The organism is Alkalithermobacter paradoxus (assembly GCA_002029295.1).
Classification (GTDB): domain Bacteria; phylum Bacillota; class Clostridia; order Peptostreptococcales; family Peptostreptococcaceae; genus Alkalithermobacter; species Alkalithermobacter paradoxus.
The window spans coordinates 278,060-295,420 of the sequence record MZGW01000003.1 but is presented as its reverse complement, the minus strand read 5'-3'; the positions used below and the strand labels follow the sequence as shown (position 1 = coordinate 295,420).

15 protein-coding genes are annotated in these 17,361 nt (G+C 29.8%); 14 read left to right on the top strand and 1 reads right to left on the bottom strand.

Annotated features, from left to right (window positions below; all coding sequences use genetic code 11):
• A protein-coding gene (gene prfB / locus CLOTH_RS06025; protein WP_334293162.1) for a peptide chain release factor 2 occupies nucleotides 1-1,105 on the top strand; the annotation gives its coding sequence in 2 pieces (ribosomal slippage) (nucleotides 1-75 and nucleotides 77-1,105; 1,104 coding nt in all).
• A 134-nt stretch (nucleotides 1,106-1,239) separates the two neighbouring features.
• Here the strand turns inward: prfB and CLOTH_RS06020 are convergent.
• Nucleotides 1,240-1,683, bottom strand: coding sequence for a YaaR family protein (locus tag CLOTH_RS06020; RefSeq protein WP_331722028.1), 444 nt, complete (start codon nucleotides 1,681-1,683; stop codon nucleotides 1,240-1,242).
• Nucleotides 1,684-1,827: 144 nt separating this feature from the next.
• On the opposite strand from CLOTH_RS06020, the gene CLOTH_RS06015 reads away from it, so the two are divergent.
• The 13 genes from CLOTH_RS06015 to tsaD all read left to right on the top strand — a co-directional run bounded on the left by CLOTH_RS06015 (nucleotide 1,828) and on the right by tsaD (nucleotide 17,335).
• Complete coding sequence (locus CLOTH_RS06015) at nucleotides 1,828-4,557, top strand: DUF6240 domain-containing protein (RefSeq protein ID WP_079412137.1); 2,730 nt, start codon at nucleotides 1,828-1,830, stop codon at nucleotides 4,555-4,557.
• A gap of 9 nt (nucleotides 4,558-4,566) precedes the next feature.
• Nucleotides 4,567-4,704, top strand: a complete 138-nt coding sequence (locus CLOTH_RS10600; RefSeq protein ID WP_158080473.1) for a hypothetical protein — start codon at nucleotides 4,567-4,569, stop codon at nucleotides 4,702-4,704.
• A gap of 71 nt (nucleotides 4,705-4,775) precedes the next feature.
• Complete coding sequence (locus CLOTH_RS06010; protein ID WP_079412135.1) at nucleotides 4,776-6,401, top strand: flagellin N-terminal helical domain-containing protein; 1,626 nt, start codon at nucleotides 4,776-4,778, stop codon at nucleotides 6,399-6,401.
• Nucleotides 6,402-6,416: 15 nt separating this feature from the next.
• Nucleotides 6,417-6,887, top strand: a complete 471-nt coding sequence (fliS, locus tag CLOTH_RS06005; RefSeq protein WP_079412132.1) for a flagellar export chaperone FliS — start codon at nucleotides 6,417-6,419, stop codon at nucleotides 6,885-6,887.
• A 117-nt stretch (nucleotides 6,888-7,004) separates the two neighbouring features.
• A complete protein-coding gene (locus tag CLOTH_RS06000) occupies nucleotides 7,005-9,149 on the top strand; it encodes a Tex family protein (RefSeq protein WP_079412130.1) in 2,145 nt (714 codons plus the stop codon).
• Between the two features lie 10 nt (nucleotides 9,150-9,159).
• On the top strand, nucleotides 9,160-11,232 hold the full coding sequence (locus tag CLOTH_RS05995) for an ATP-binding protein (RefSeq protein WP_079412128.1): 2,073 nt from the start codon (nucleotides 9,160-9,162) through the stop codon (nucleotides 11,230-11,232).
• Nucleotides 11,233-11,242: 10 nt separating this feature from the next.
• Nucleotides 11,243-12,817 (top strand): ATP-binding protein, encoded by a 1,575-nt coding sequence (locus tag CLOTH_RS05990; RefSeq protein WP_079412126.1) that lies wholly within the window; start codon nucleotides 11,243-11,245, stop codon nucleotides 12,815-12,817.
• A complete protein-coding gene (locus CLOTH_RS05985) occupies nucleotides 12,814-13,977 on the top strand; it encodes an amidohydrolase (protein ID WP_079412242.1) in 1,164 nt (387 codons plus the stop codon). Before CLOTH_RS05990 ends, CLOTH_RS05985 begins: the two co-directional genes overlap by 4 nt.
• A 19-nt stretch (nucleotides 13,978-13,996) precedes the next feature.
• Nucleotides 13,997-14,602 (top strand): ECF transporter S component, encoded by a 606-nt coding sequence (locus CLOTH_RS05980; RefSeq protein ID WP_079412124.1) that lies wholly within the window; start codon nucleotides 13,997-13,999, stop codon nucleotides 14,600-14,602.
• Between the two features lie 99 nt (nucleotides 14,603-14,701).
• Nucleotides 14,702-15,154, top strand: coding sequence for a tRNA (adenosine(37)-N6)-threonylcarbamoyltransferase complex ATPase subunit type 1 TsaE (gene tsaE / locus CLOTH_RS05975; RefSeq protein WP_079412122.1), 453 nt, complete (start codon nucleotides 14,702-14,704; stop codon nucleotides 15,152-15,154).
• Nucleotides 15,154-15,867, top strand: coding sequence for a tRNA (adenosine(37)-N6)-threonylcarbamoyltransferase complex dimerization subunit type 1 TsaB (gene tsaB, locus CLOTH_RS05970; protein ID WP_079412120.1), 714 nt, complete (start codon nucleotides 15,154-15,156; stop codon nucleotides 15,865-15,867). Before tsaE ends, tsaB begins: the two co-directional genes overlap by 1 nt.
• Nucleotides 15,860-16,303, top strand: coding sequence for a ribosomal protein S18-alanine N-acetyltransferase (rimI, locus tag CLOTH_RS10530; RefSeq protein WP_143715432.1), 444 nt, complete (start codon nucleotides 15,860-15,862; stop codon nucleotides 16,301-16,303). The genes tsaB and rimI overlap by 8 nt, the downstream gene beginning before the upstream one ends.
• 12 nt (nucleotides 16,304-16,315) lie before the next feature.
• Entirely contained in the window at nucleotides 16,316-17,335 is a 1,020-nt protein-coding gene (gene tsaD / locus CLOTH_RS05965) for a tRNA (adenosine(37)-N6)-threonylcarbamoyltransferase complex transferase subunit TsaD (RefSeq protein ID WP_143715431.1), read from the top strand.
• Nucleotides 17,336-17,361 lie beyond the last annotated feature (26 nt).

Below are 17,361 nucleotides of genomic sequence, written 5' to 3'. Positions count from 1 at the left end.
GTGCTTAATATACAAGAGTACAATCAAAAGATAGAAAGCATGACAAGTACAATAGAAGAATTGAGGGTTTCTCTTTGACATTGCAGGGATAAAGGAAGCTATAAAATCTTTTGAAGTTGAAATGTCAGAACCTAATTTCTGGGAAGATAATGAAAAAGCTCAAGCAGTTCTTCAAAGAAATAAAGCCTTAAAAGAAACATTAGAAGACTTTGAAAATGTAGAAAATGAATTAGAAGAAGTAAATGTCATGATAGAGCTTTGTATTGAAGAAAATGATATAACTTTAGAAAAGGAAATAGAAACTTTAGTACAAAAGCTGTACTTAAGGCTTGAAGATATGAAGATAAAGACCCTTTTGAGTGGAGAATATGATAAAAATAATGCAATACTCTCTATACATGCAGGAAGTGGAGGTCTTGATGCTCAGGATTGGGCTAAGATGCTTCTTAGAATGTATGATAGATGGGCAGAAAAGAAGGGATATAAATTCTCTATGCTGGATTTGATTGCAGATCCTGAAGCCGGTATAAAGAGTGCAACTATCTTGGTTGAAGGAATAAATGCTTACGGATACTTAAAGGGTGAAAAGGGAGTTCATAGGATAGTTAGAATATCTCCTTTTGACTCATCAGGAAAAAGGCATACTTCATTTGCATCAGTAGATGTAATACCTGAACTTGATGATGACATAAATATAGATATAAATCCTAGTGATCTTAAGATAGACACGTATAGAGCATCTGGTGCAGGAGGACAGCACGTTAACAAAACAGAGTCAGCTATAAGAATAACTCATATTCCAACAGGAATAGTTGTTCAGTGTCAAAATCAAAGATCTCAACACGCAAATAAAGATACAGCTATGAAAATGCTTATGGCAAAGTTAATAGAACTAAAGGAGCTCGAGAACAAAGAGAAGATAGAAGATATCCAAGGGGAGTATACGCAAATAACTTGGGGAAGTCAGATAAGATCTTATGTATTCAATCCATACAACCTAGTTAAGGACCATAGAACAAATGCTGAAATAGGAAATATACAAAGTGTTATGGATGGAAATATAGACCTTTTCATAAATGAATATCTAAAGCACATAAAAAAGTAGGGAGCTAACCTCCCTACTTTTAATTTTTTATAATGAATAGGAAATTATAAACTTTTTGAATTGTGGATAACTTATAATTTCCGTTATGAATTTCAAAAAAATTCACCTTTAAAATCTTTCAAAGAAAGACTTTCTTACATAAAAGTATCTAACAGCATACCTCTAATGTCGTCAAGTCTTTTGATAATAGATAGCCTGTCTACTTCTTGACTTAAAAACTCTTTAGTCAAAGAATCGAGTTCTCTATCGACCTGCTTAACTACAGAATATACTCTATGTCTTCCTCTCCTATCGAGGAAATTCTCCTTATGAAACACATGCGAATTTTTCACAGCTACATCTAAGAATTCTCTTACGAGCTTTTTGTATTGAAGCAAATCTCCTAAGTAAAGTTTTTCTCCTATTTTATCAGAAGCCTCTACTATTTTATCATAAATTCCTTTTAAGTGATCTTTAACTTGATCGGACTTTATCTTCTCAAACTTTTCTATAAATTCTTTTCTTTGAACATCCTTAGACTTATGTGAACTTATTTTATTAATTGGATTTATGTTCCTTATCTCGTTTATATTATTCAAAGGATCAACTCCTTCCTACACACTATTATAATATACAATATCGACATTAAAAAGAAAATTTTTAATACCAAAAGTTGCATTAAAGAAAAATAAAAAAAAGTCGATAAAAATTATATGAAAATAAGAAGATAGGAGGGATATTGCTTGGATGCTAAGGCGTTAGAAGTATCTTCTTATATTGTAGCAAATGAAGCATATAGCTCATTTAAATCTACACATAAGATAAAGGGAACATTGATAGAGAAAAATGAAGATGAAATAAAAATAGATATCGGAGATAACAGGGTAATAGAGGCAAAGCTTAGAGAAGAAATAGAGTGTGATAAGGGAGATACCGTATTAATAGATAAAAAAAATATAGTTAGCTCTAGAATAATAAAAAAATATGATACCGTAATCGAGAAAGAAGATAAAGAAAAATATGAAGCAGTATTAAATCATTTAGATATAGAAGTTAATAATGACAACTTAAATGCTGCTAAAGCACTAGATATTAACAATATTAAGATAACTAAAGAAAATATAACTTCTTTTGTAATGAGTAAAGAATGCTTAGATAAGATATGCGTAAATTTAGATTACGATACAGCTATTAAAATAATAGAAAAAGAAATAGATATAGAAAATGATTCACTTTATAAGATATCTTTAGCAATAGATGAAGTAAAAAATGAAAAAAACGGATTTTCATTTATGAAATTATTTAAGAAAAAAGAAATAAGTACAGATGAAGCTGAGTATATAGCAAAGAAAATATACGGAAGCCCTATGGGTAAGGATATAACGGATATTATAAAAGTTCTATATAAAAAGGATATAAGCATAACTAAGAAAAATATAGAGAAAATAAACGACACATTCTACAAACTAGATAAAATCAAAGATATAGACAATTCTACATTTGTAGACGTCCTAAAAAATAAGCTAGAAGCTACTATAGATAATATATATAAATTAAAAAACTATGTAAGAAAAAGTGAAATAAAAGTAAAGGGTGCTGAAGCTAAAATACTAACAAGGGCATATGAAAATATAAATATGACTCCTGTGAAAGTTACAGAAAAACAGCTTAAGTTACTAGAAGAAGATATAAAGACATTATTGAATGATATAGAAATTGATGCAACTACTGAAAATATAAATATATCTAAGGAATTTATAAAAAATAATATAGAAATAAATACTGTCAACATAAAAGAGATCCACACAATGAAACAAGCTCTAAAAGAGTTGGTTAGTAATTTTGATAGCGAGAAAGCTGCAGCTCTTGTAAGTAGTGGATTAGACATAGAAAAAACTGATATAAGACAGCTAGTAGAAAAGATAAATACAGAAAATAAAGAACAAAATGTAGATACAAAAGAAACTATTAATAAAGATGATACAAATGGTATAGAAAGTATACTAAAAAAAATAGAATCGCTACAAAAAGTTACGGATAAAGAGCTTTTAGTATTAATAAAAAAGAATATAGACTTTAATATAGACAAAATAAATATTGTAATAAATTCAAAAGAAAATACAGATCAAGTACAAAGTATAGATAAAGCTATAAATAGCAATATAGAGCTAAATGCAATTGTTAAGATGAAAAGTACACTAGAAAGTCTTAAAAATTTAGATCTTAACACAGTAGCGTTTCAGATAAAAAATAAGCTACCTATGACGCTAAGTAGTTTAGAAAGCAGTCATAAATTAATAACAAATAATATTCAAAGTACTGAACTGCAAATGCCTAAGAAACTTGATAATAATAAGGCTTTAGATCTTTATAAATATATAAATAAAAATATAAACAGTATTTACGAAGATAAAAAAATAGACATAAAGTCTACATTTGAAAGCGTAAAGGCTCTGATGCAAAATAGCCTCAATATAAATAAGGTAAATATAAGCAAGATACAACAAGTGTATGGGTACTTTAACAATATAAAAGAGAATATATCGAGCAATATGGTAATAGATACTATGAAGTCAAACATAGATATTTACAATATCGATATAGAAAATGTATCACAGTATATAGATTCTTATAAAGTTAAAGAAAGCAATGAGACTGAAGGTCTGAAACACGAAAAATATAAAACATCAGATAATACTTTGATACCAAATATGAAGCTTGAAAATAAAGAAAAAGAAAATATTATATCGCTACTTATGAAAAATAATATTCCCATAGTTATGAAAAATATAAAAAGTGCATATATGCTCCTAAGAAATAAAGAGCAGATAGGTCACAATATAGGGGATATTGTGGAGCTTCTTAAAGAAGAAAGTAGCACTAGACTTCAAAATATATGCAAAGAAATATCAAGCGATGTTAAACATGGAACTATAGATATAGAAAATGTTTATGAAGAAATAGAAAAAGAAATAAAAAATATAAAAACTTATGAACTTGATAGTAAGAGTGAGACTTTAGTGAGTAAAAAAATAGACCAAATAGAAGAAGGTATGAAGTTTCAAACTAACCTTAATAAGAGTGGTGATTTATTTCAGCTTCCTATATATATGAACAATGTATTGTCTAATTTACAAGTATATATAAGAGATCAAAAAAGTAAGAATGGAAAAATAAATAAAGAAAATGTATCCGTAGCTATGAACTTAGATACACAGACTTTAGGAAATCTAAATATATATATGGATATAAACAAAAAGAATATAAATCTTAGAATCGGTTTAGAAAGCGATAAATATAAAAGCAGTATTGAAGATAATAAATCTACAGTGAAAAATATATTTGAAAAGCTAGGATATAGCATCAATAATATATCTTTTCATGTAGACAAAAGTCAAAATATAACTTCTTTACCTGAAGAAGAAAAAGAAAAGATAAATATGTCTAGAGGTTTTCTTGATATAAAAATTTAGAGGTGTGAAATGGATAAGCCTAACAAAGCTAATGAAAAGGATAAAGTAGAAAATAAAAATGCAGAAAAAAAAATCCCTAAGGAAATACTAGAGCTCGTAGGGGGAATGGTTTCATTTATAGAAAATATAGACAAATTAAATAAATAAAAATAGTAAAGTTTTAAAATATTGTGTCGATAAAATAAATGTAATACTCAAGAGATTAGGGAGGAAAAATAATGAGAATTAATAATAATATATCTGCAATGAATGCTCACCGTATATTAAATGTGAATAATACAACTGCGGCAAAATCATTAGAAAAGCTTTCTTCTGGTAAAAGAATAAATAAAGCTGCTGATGATGCTGCTGGTATGGCTATATCTGAAAAGATGAGAGCTCAAATAAATGGTCTTAAAATAGCTTCAAGAAATACTTTAGATGGAGTATCTATGGTACAAACTGCAGAAGGAGCTATGGCAGAGGTTACTGCTATGCTTCAAAGAATGAGAGAACTTGCGGTTCAAGCTGCTAACGGAACTATGACAGAAAGTGATAGAAGTGCAGTTCAAGACGAAATAAATCAATTAACATCAGAAATAAATCGTATAGGAAATGGAACAGAATACAATACAAGAAAGATATTAAGAGGAAATGAAGGTCCAAATAGTAATACTACAGTTCATAGAATGTCTACAGGAGAGCCTGCTGCTTATGTATCTAAGATAGCATTTGCTAATGATAGTGATGTTAAAAATCTAGGTAATTTAGCTTCTAAAAATCTTTCTATATGGATAGATGGAGAAGAAAAGGTAGTAAATTTAAATAGATTAAATGGATCAGATGCTGCTACAAAAGATGTATTATTAGAATCTATAAATAATGCTCTAGGAGAATCAGCTAAAGCTATATACACAAAGGACAATACAATAGAAATAAGAACTACTTCTATTGGAGGATCAAGTCAAATAGAAATAACAGGAAGTGCTGCTAATATTATATTTGATAATACGGCAGGTGCTAATTATACAGCAACTGGAAAAGCAGAAAATGCAAACAATAAATCAAAAGGAAGTTTCTATTTTGAAGCTCTTCCACAAGTTAAATCTACTCTTACAATAGGAAGTGAAAAAATAGAGTTTTATGACAGCAGCAAAGAGCCTTATATAGGATCAAATAGAGGAATAGATATATATGATAGTGAAAACTCTCAATATAAAAGCATTAGTGATATAGTTAAGGAAATAGAAGAAAACATACAAATAGATGGAATAAAGTTATTACAAGATACAGATGTTCCTTCAAGACTTAAAATAGAAGCTGAAGAAGTAGGATTCAAAGGAAACTTAATTTACTTAGAGGGAACCCCTAAAGAATTCCTTACAAATCTTCAAATAGGATCAAACTCAGGACAAGGATTTAGACTTGAAATAGGAGATATAAGATCTCTTAACTTAAGAATAAGTTCAGACAATCCAGATGGAAACCCAGGAGTTAAAGGTGCTTCATATGTAGCTATAGCTAATGTAACAGATGGAATTTCTGCTAATAGAATAGAATACGCACTTGATATATCAAGTGAAGAAAAAGCTTCAGCAGCAATAACAGTTATAGACAATGCTATACTTAAAGTAACAGCTGAACGTTCAAAACTTGGAGCAACTCAAAATAGATTAGAACATACTATACAAAACCTAGATAACACAGCAGAGAACTTAACAGCTTCATTATCTCGTATAGAAGATGTTGATATGGCTCTTGAAATGGCTAACTTTACTAAATTCAATGTACTTCAACAAGCAGGAGTATCTATGCTTGCTCAAGCTAATCAACAGCCACAAGCTATACTTAAGCTCCTAGGCTAAAAGGAGGTATAATAGATGATAGAAAAGGAATACTTAGCTAGTAGAGTTATGTCATCTAACGATGCACAGCTTGTAGCTATACTGTATGAAGGATTGATAGATACATTAAATGAAGGAATATCTTATATAAATAAAAATGAAAAAGAGAATCTAGATAAATCTGCAAATAAATGTAGAGATATAGTAAGCGAACTTTTAGCTACATTAAAAGGAAACTCTGATATAGCTAATAATTTGAGAAGTTTGTATATATACACAAATAAGCTTATAACTGAAGGACAAGTAAAAAAAGACGAAAGTAAATTCAAAGACGCTATAAAAGTTATAACTCCTATATACGAAGCTTGGGTAGAATTAGGAAATGAGATAGCTAAAAAAGAAAGTACTAAACCTAAAGGACCTTCTATTGTATCAGGAGCTACTTATGGAAAAGGACATCTTAACGATTATGTGGTAAATGACAGCAATAGATGGGATAAGGGTTAAAAATCTTAAAATTTAGAAAATATAGTCAAAATATGGGTGTTTAGCAAAAAAAATTGCTAAGCACTTCTTTTTTTTTTGGTATAATTGCTTTATGATGAATTTTATGGGGGTAGTAGCATGAATATACAAAGTATAATACAAAAGGAATTTAATCTAAAAGATTTTCAAGTTATAAATACAATAAAACTTATAGATGAAGGAAATACAATTCCTTTTATAGCTAGATATAGAAAAGAAATGACTGGAGAATTAAGCGATGTAGTACTAAGACAATTTCACGATAGACTTATGTATCTTAGAAATTTAGAAAGTAGAAAAGAAGATGTAATAAGGCTTATAAATGATATGGATAAGCTTACAGATGAAATAAAGATAAGTATAGAAAAGTGTGAAACACTTCAGGAGATAGAAGATATATATGCCCCGTTTAGACCTAAGAAAAGAACAAGAGCTACAATGGCAAAAGAAAAGGGCCTTGAGCCTTTAGCACTTGGAATATTAAATTATACTATTGAAGATATAGATAAAGAAGCTAGCATTTACATAAATGAAGAAAAGGGAGTAAATAGCATTGAAGAAGCAATAAAAGGGGCATGTGATATAATAGCTGAAATTATATCAGAGGATGCTAATTTAAGAAAAGTGATAAGAAATATAGCTCTAAATGAAGGGATAATATCATCTAAAGGAGCTACTGAAGAAGACTCTGTTTATAGTATGTATTACTCATATAGTGAGAGAGTAAAAACTATGGCTCCACATAGAATACTTGCTATAAATAGAGGAGAAAAAGAAGGATACCTAAAGGTAAAGTTAGAGCTTTCAGATGATAAGATAGTTCACAGAATATCTTCAAGTTATATAAAAAATAATGAAAGAGATATATCTAAATATATAATAGATTCTATAAATGATTCTTACAAAAGACTTATATACCCGTCTATAGAAAGAGAAATAAGATCACATCTTACTGAAATAGGAGAAGAAAGAGCTATAAGAGTATTTGGAGAAAACTTAAAGAAACTACTTCTCCAATCTCCTGTTAAAGGAAGTGTAGTTATGGGATTTGATCCAGCTTACAGAACTGGATGCAAGATAGCAATAGTAAATCAAAATGGAAAACTTATAGATACTACAACTATATATCCAACAGCTCCACAAGAAGATATCGAAACTTCTAAGAAGATACTCAAGGAACTTATAAATAAGCACGATGTAAATATAGTAGCTATAGGAAATGGTACAGCATCAAGAGAGTCTGAGATGTTCGTAGCAGAACTAATAAAAGAAATGGATAGAGATATCAAATATATAATAGTTAATGAGGCAGGAGCTTCTGTATATTCAGCATCGGAAGTTGCAAATGAAGAACACCCGGATATAAATGTGTCACTAAGAGGGGCAATATCTATAGCTAGAAGATTACAAGATCCACTAGCAGAGCTTGTAAAGATAGATCCAAAACATATAGGGGTAGGTCAATATCAGCACGATGTAAATCAAAAAAGATTAGAAGAGGTGTTAAATGGAGTTGTTGAAGATTCTGTAAATACTGTTGGTGTTGATTTAAACACTGCATCTTATTCACTTCTTCAGTATGTTGCAGGAATAAGTAAAGGGGTTGCTAAAAATATAATTGCATATAGAGAAGAAGTAGGAGAGTTTAAATCAAGAAGTGAACTGAAAAAAGTTAAGAGATTAGGCCCTGCTGCATTCTTGCAGTGTGCAGGTTTTTTGAGAATACCTAATTCGGAAAATCCACTAGAAAATAGCTCAGTTCATCCAGAAAGCTATGACATATGCAAAAACCTTTTAGAAAAATTAGGATACACATTAGATGATGTTAAAAATAAAAATATAAATAATATAGAGCAAAGGGTAAGAGAAATAGGAATAAATAGCTTAAGCGAAGAATTAAATGTTGGAATTCCTACGCTCAAAGATATAATAAATGAAATTAAAAAACCAGGAAGAGATCCAAGAGAAGAAAGCTTAAAGCCTATATTTAGAAGCGATGTACTTAAGATAGAAGATATAAAGGAAGAAATGGTATTAAAGGGAACAGTCAGAAATGTAGTAGATTTTGGAGCTTTCGTAGACATAGGAATAAAAAATGATGCACTTTTACATAAATCACAGATGAGTGACAAATTTGTAAAGGATCCTATGGACGTAGTATCTGTAGGGGATATTGTAGATGTTAGAGTTATTAGCGTAGATATTCAAAAGCAAAGAGTATCACTTTCCATGAAAGGTATTTAGGGGGATATGTATGTCAGTCAATAAAAAGCTTAAATTTGTAGGGCATTTAAAAAATGTTATGATTCTAAGTTCACAGCTAGAAAAGAGCTTTCACTATATAATGAGATACATAAATTTAGTTCTTAACGAGGGTTCAAGAGCTATACTTATAATCAATAGAATAAATAATAATGGAAATATTCCAGACTATCAGATTCAAATAGAAAATTATATAAAACAAAATAAAGTTGTTTTATTAGAAATTGAGGAAATCCTAAAGAATACTGATAAGCTACTAGAAATTAGAGAAGAAAGTCTAAAGCTTGGATTTAAAGATGCAAAACTCGTTATTTGGTCTCCAAAGAAACTAGATAATAAAATAAAGCTTTTGGATTTTGCAACTAAGCATAGATATGAATATTTTTGCTATTACAATGTTATAGACTTGCCTGTGAAGAGCATTTTAGAGTTATCCTCTTACTATAAAGCTATAGTATTTGAAGATGAATACGATATAGAAATATACAGCAACAAAAAAATAAAAGAATTAGAGCTAATAGTTGAGAGCCTTCAGTCATCGGTAAGATCAAAGAAAAAGACATATGAGAATGTAAAGGCTCTGGAAAAACTAAATAAATTTTTAACAAGTGTTAATAAGATTGAAAGTCTAGATGAGTTTCTTCACAAGTTTGTACGCTTCTTGATGGTTATGACTCATGCTTCTGGAGGTGGAATACTTACATATTCAGAAGAAACTAAATTTAAGGCATCGCATTTAGTAGGAGAAGACCTTGAAATACAAAATCATATAGATCTAAATCTAAAAGAAAATGAAATAGTGAAAGAAGCATATATAAATGAAGAAAAAGTTATTCTTTTAAATATAGATAAGTTTACAATAATGTATCTGACTTTCAAAACTAATGAAAATATATATGAAAATGAAGATGTATTCAAAATAGCTACATATTCAGCAAGAAATATACTCAATGCTTTTTTAGAGAGAGTAAAAAATGATAGCATATTAGCTCAGAATGAAAAATTAAATGCATTAGGGGAAATCTCAAGTGGAATAGCACACGACTTTAATAATATACTAGCTAGCGTTTCTGGATATGTGTCCTTATCACTAGTTAAAAACAATGATAAGTCTGTAAGAGAATATCTAGAGATAATAAAAAAGGCTTCCTTAGATGGAGCAGAAATGCTAAGAAGAATACAAGAATTTACTAAAGATATAAGAAAAGAAGAAAAGCATTCATTTGATATAGATTCTATAATAAAAATAGCTTTAAGTATGATTCATACAAGAATATCAGAAAGAAAATCGTGCGGAATAGATATAAACATAGTTAAGGATTTAAGAGCAAAAGGAAATATAAAAGGAAGAGAGTCTGAATTAAGGGAAGTAATAATAAATATATTAAATAATGCTATAGATGCAATGCCAGATGGTGGAGAGATAAATGTAGTTAGCTATAATAAAGAAGATACTATAGTAATAGAGATAATAGATAGTGGAAGTGGAATGACAAAAGAAGTATTAGCTAGAATATTTGATCCTTTCTTTAGTACAAAAGGTGTAAATGGAAATGGGATAGGCCTTAGCGTTTCATACAAAATAATAAAGGATCATAAGGGAACTATAGTAGCTGAAAGTACATTAGGAGTAGGAAGTAAGTTTATAATAGAACTTCCTAGAGAAAATGAAGAAGTTATACATATAGAGCAAGTAGATGAGAGTTTAGATAAATATGACTTTAATGTATTAGTTGTAGATGATAAAGCAGCTGTTGCTGTAGCTACTGGAGAAATACTAAAGAGTATGGTATCTGAGGTTAGTATTTGTTTCAGTGGACAAGAGGCGCTTGAGAGCATATCAAAAAATGACTATGATATAATAATAAGTGATCTTGCTATGCCTAATATGAATGGAATAGAACTTGCTAAAAGAGTTAAAGAAGATTATCCGGATATAAAATTTGTGATTATGACAGGTTGGCTAGGAGATATAGATGAGTGTAATGATAATATTGTTAAGTATATTCTAGAAAAGCCCTTTGGAATAGAAGAAATAAAAGAGCTTTTAGAAAGACTTAAGTAGGAGGAAATGTATGAGCTTTGCTAGTAAAGTATGCTTAATAGGGCCTGAAGAGATATTTGGAGTAGATCTTATAGAAGAGTTTATATCCAATTGTTTCAAAAACGATGGAACTTGTATATTTCTAGGAACGAATAGACTATTCCATAATATAGACTCTATTCATAAAGATAAAATAATGTATATTACAGATGCAAATATAGATACAAAAGAAGCTATAAAACATAAAGATAAAAGAAAGATATACATAATTGTAACTTCAAATTGGATACTTAAAAATATAAAGGTATTAATAAAGCAAAGAGAGTATATAGACAAACTACTAGAAGATAAAGATATTAACATATTAACATATTTTAATATAGTAGACTTTCCTATAGACATTCTAGAAAAATACACCAAATATTATGATAAAATAATATTTGATGATGAGAATAAAAGACAAGTTATAGATAGAGAAGAATTAAGTAATATAGGTTTTTTGTTTAAGTCTATTCAAAAGGCAGAGATGGATAGAAGAAATCTTGAAAATAATAAGAAAAATCTTCAAATACTTAATGATTCTATAATAAGCTTTAGTTTTGAAAGTGACATTGAAAAGGTAATAGAAAAATCTATAAAAACTTGTCTTGATATTACAAATGCTGACTATGGATCTATAACCATAATGTTTGGTGGCGAAAAGATAGAGAAAGAATACTCATACGCAGATATAGATCTTACATACAGCTACAGAATATACTCTAATAACGAAATTGTAGGGATATTAACTTTAGGATATAAAGAAAAGTCATATAAAGGAAAAGAAGACGATTATATAATCAATTTCATATGTTCAAGTATAGGAGACTTTATATATACTTTTAGAAAGAGAGAAGATGGAAAAAAACTAAAGGATAGTACTAATAAGATAAAAGTTATGGGAGAAGTTGCAGGGGGCATAGTTCACGATCTTAATAATATATTTGCTATAATAAAAGGATATACACAGCTTCTTCAGATAGTTAAAGGGGCCTCTGACATAAAAGAGTATATAAATACTATATCTGATGTTACTAATGAAGCTATAGATAAAATAAAGATAATACAAGATTTTTCTAGAAATATACCTGAGGAAAAGAAATATATACTCATAAATGATATAATAGAAAAAGCTATAGACACATCAAAGCTGAAGTGGCAAAATGTAGGATATGTTAGTGGTAAAGATATAAATGTTATTTTGAACCTGAATAGTACTAAGACCTTACTAGTAAGAGAAAATGAAATAAAAGAATCTATAATAAATATACTGTTTAACTCAGCTGATTCAATGGTAGATGGAGGTAATATATACATAAATACGTATGATGAAAAAGAATATGTTGTTACTGAAATAATAGATGAAGGAACTGGGATAGATGAAGAGTTTTTAAATAATATATTTGATCCATTCTTTACAACTAAAGAAAAGAGTACAGGTCTAGGGCTTAGTATAGTTAAAAAGAATGTAGAATACAATGGTGGAGAAATAACTGTAGAATCTATAAAGGGAGAAATGACTAAGTGTATAATAAAAATTCCAATAAGAGAGGAAGAAGTAATATGATATGTATAAAAAATGGTAAAGTATATACAATAACAAATGGAATAATAGAAAATGGAGATATACTTATTAAAGATGGAAAAATAATAGAAATAGGAAAAGATATAGTAGCACCACTTGACACTAAAATAATAGATGCTCAAGGGAAGTTTGTATTCCCAGGATTTATAGATGCACATACTCACTTAGGAATGTGGGAAGATAGTATGGGATATGAAGGTGCTGATGGAAATGAAGAAACAGATCCTATAACTCCTCAGTTAAGAGCTATAGATGCAATAAATCCTATGGATAGAAATTTCAAAGAAGCACTAGAAGGTGGAATTACTACTGTTGCAAGTGGACCGGGAAGTGCAAATGTAATAGGAGGACAATTTATAGCTATCAAGACATATGGAGATAGAATAGATGATATGGTAATAAAAGATCCTATAGGAATGAAGATAGCATTCGGAGAAAATCCGAAATCTGTGTATGGAAAGAATGAAAAGACACCTCAAACTAGAATGGCAACTGCTGCACTTTTGAGAGAAACATTAAAGGAAGCTCAAATATATCTTGATGAGCTTATAAAGCATGAGGAAGATGAAGATAATGATAAGCCGGATTACGATATAAAAAAGGAAGCATTACTTCCTGTATTAAGAGGAGAAATTCCTCTAAAGGCTCATGCACATAGAGCTGATGATATATTTACTGCTATAAGAATAGCTAAAGAATTTGGCCTGAAACTTACTCTTGAGCACTGTACAGAAGGACATTTAATAGTTGATCATTTAGTTAAAGAAGGATATCCAGCTATTGTAGGACCTAGCTTATCTGATAGATCTAAGATAGAACTTAGAAACTTAACTTTTGAAACACCAGGAATATTATCTAATAAAGGAATGACTATATGTCTTATGACTGATCACCCTGTTGTACCTGTGCAATATCTTACTTTATGTGCAGCACTAGCTGTAAAAAGTGGAATGACAGTAGAAAATGCACTTAAAGCTATAACTATAAACCCAGCAATAGTGTTAGGTATAGAAGATAGAGTAGGGTCAATAGAAGTAGGAAAAGATGCAGATATTGTTATATGGGATGAGTTTCCGCTTGATATACAAAGTAAAGTATTATATACAATTGTAAATGGAGAAGTTGTGTATCAAGAAAAATAAAATAAATAGGAGAGATATTATGTATAAGCATATGTCTATTAGAAAACAAATTTTTACAACATCTAACTTAGTAAAAATATCTATGCTTTCTGTTTTATCGTTTTTATTAATGTTCATTCAAACACCGCTTATATTTTTTCCGGAGTTTCTGAAGTTAGACGTTTCAGATATTCCAGCAGTAATAGGAGGATTTGCACTAGGGCCTATAGCAGGAGTATTTATAGAACTTTTAAAAAATTTACTTCATTTTGCATTTAAGACTAGTACAGGTGGAGTTGGAGAGTTTGCAAACTTTATAGTTGGTGGAGCATTTGTATTTGTATCATCAGGGATATATCATATGAATAAAACAAAGAAAAATGCACTAATAGGATGTATACTAGGTACTATAGTTATGGGATTAGTTGGTGGTATTGCTAACTACTATATATTAATACCTTTTTATACGAGATTTTATCCGATTGAAGCTATAATTGCAATGGGAAGTGCTGTTAATAAATCTATAGTAGATCTTAAGACTTTAATAATTTATGGGATAATTCCTTTTAATATAATAAAGGGTGCACTTCTTTCAGTATTAACAATAGCATTATACAAAAGAGTTCGTGTTCTTCTTAAAAAGTAGGTTTTAACCTACTTTCTTTTTTGCTATAATACATAAGAAATTGTGTAGATGGAAAATTATATTTAAATATATTATGGCAATAGATTGGAGAAGATAAAAATGGAGAAGCTAGTTCTAAAAGATGAGGAATATACTAAGGAAATTGGATATAAACTAGGAAAGCTACTAAATAAAGGAAATGTAATATGTCTTAAGGGAGATTTAGGAGCTGGAAAAACTACACTTACTCAAAGCATTGCAAAAGGATTAGGTATAGATGAATATATTACTAGCCCTACATTTACTATAGTACATGAATATGATGGTGATATTCCTCTTTACCATTTTGATGTTTATAGAATAGGGTGTAGTGAGGAAATGTATGATATAGGATTTGATGAATACATAAATGGAAATGGAGTATGTATAATAGAGTGGGCAAATCTTATAGAAGATATAATACCTAAAGATTGTCTTTGGATAGAGCTTAAATACTTACAAGAGGGAAGAGAAATGATTTTAAATCCAATTGGAGATGAATACGAGAAATTAGTTAAGGAGTTGTTAAGCTAATGAAGATATTAGGAATAGATACATCTTCTCAAGTAGCAACTGTTGCTATAATGGATGAAGATAAGTTAATAGCAGAATACACTATAAATTATAAAAAGAATCATTCTGAAAATTTGATGCCGATGATAAGTGAAATATTTAGAAGCTGTGATATGAAAGTTGATGATATAGATTTGATAGGAGTATGTATAGGCCCTGGGTCTTTCACAGGACTTAGAATTGGTGTTGCAACAGCAAAGGCAATTGCACACGTTAGAAATATACCTATAGCTCCTGTAAATAGCTTAGAAGCATTAGCGTTTAATATGAATTTTTCTAAAGGAATAATATGTCCTATAATAGATGCTCAAAGAAGTGATGTATATACATCTAAATATACATGGGAAAGCAATACTCTTGTAAGTATTGAGGAGATGAGTGTAAAGAATATAGATGATCTTATAGATGAGCTTAATGATAGATATGATGAGATAGTTTTATTAGGAGAAGGAGTAGATATACATAGAGAAAAGCTAAACAAACTAGGAAATATATATATTGCTCCAAATTCACACAAGTTATCTAAGGCATCTAGTGTATGTCAGATAGCACTTCAAAAATACGAAAGCGGAGATACACTCGATTACAAAAAAGTAGAGCCACTATATATAAGAAAATCCCAAGCAGAAGTTCAGTATGAAGAGAAGTTAAAAAGGATGAATAACAATGAATAACATAGTAGTAAGAAATCTAAGAGAAAGTGATATAGATGATTTAGTTGAGATAGAAAACTTAGTATTTCCTATACCTTGGAATAAAGATGCATTTAAAAAGGAGCTTTCAAACAAACTTGCAAGATATGTTGTAATAGAATATAACTCAAAGGTAGTAGCATTTGGAGGTATATGGCTTATAGTAGATGAAGGTCATATAACAAATATTGCAGTTCATCCAGACTATACTGGTAAAGGACTTGGAAATGTAGTTGTAGAAGGATTGATAAGTGAGTGCAGAAAAAATAATATTTTATCTATGACACTTGAGGTTAGAAGGTCAAATGTGATTGCACAGAATTTATACACAAAGTACGGATTCAAGATGGTAGGGGTAAGACCTGAGTATTATAGCGATAATAAAGAAGATGCTCTTATTATGTGGAAAGAGTTATAAAGGAGTGTGGATATGAAAGACATAATTACTTTGGCTATAGAAAGCAGTTGTGATGAAACTTGCGCTGCTATATTAAAAAATGGTAGAGAAATTTTATCTAATGTGGTTTCAACTCAAATAGATCTTCACAAAAAATTTGGCGGAGTAGTCCCAGAGGTTGCCTCGAGAAAGCACATAGAAAATATAGAGTTAGTTATACAAAGTGCATTAGATGAAGCTAAATTAAGCTTTAAGGATATAGACGTAATAGGAGTTACATATGGACCTGGACTTGTTGGAGCACTTTTGGTTGGACTTTCAAGTGCTAAAGCATTGTCATTTGCTTTAGATATCCCATTAGTTGGGGTAAACCATATAGAAGGCCATATAGCAGCAAATTTTATAGAGCATAAGGACCTTGAACCACCATTTGTATGTCTTATAGTTTCTGGTGGACATACTCATTTAGTTGAAGTAAAAGGATATGGAGAGTATGAAATACTAGGAAAAACTAGAGATGATGCTGCAGGAGAAGCATTCGATAAGATAGCAAGAGCTCTTAATTTAGGATATCCTGGAGGGCCTAAGATAGATAAGTTATCTAAGATAGGTAACAAGAAAGCTATAGATTTTCCAAGAATATATCTAGAAGAAGATAGCTTCGATTTTAGCTTTAGTGGTCTAAAATCGGCAGTACTTAATTATCTAAACTCTAAGAAAATGAAAAACGAAGAGATAGTTGTAGAAGATGTGGCTGCGTCTTTTCAAGAAGCAGTTCTTGATGTATTAGTAGATAAGTCTATAAAAGCAGCAAGAGTTAAGGGATATGACAAAGTAGTATTAGCAGGAGGAGTTGCAGCAAACTCTGGTCTTAGAGAAAAGCTAAGCGAGAAAGGAAAGGAATACAATATAGATATAAAATATCCACCTTTATCCTTATGTACAGACAATGCAGCAATGATAGGATGTGCAGCATACTACGACTATTTAAATGGAAAGGTTTCAGATTTATATTTAAATGCTGTTCCTAATTTAAAACTAGGACAAAAATAGAATATAAAGCCCTTGATTATAATCAA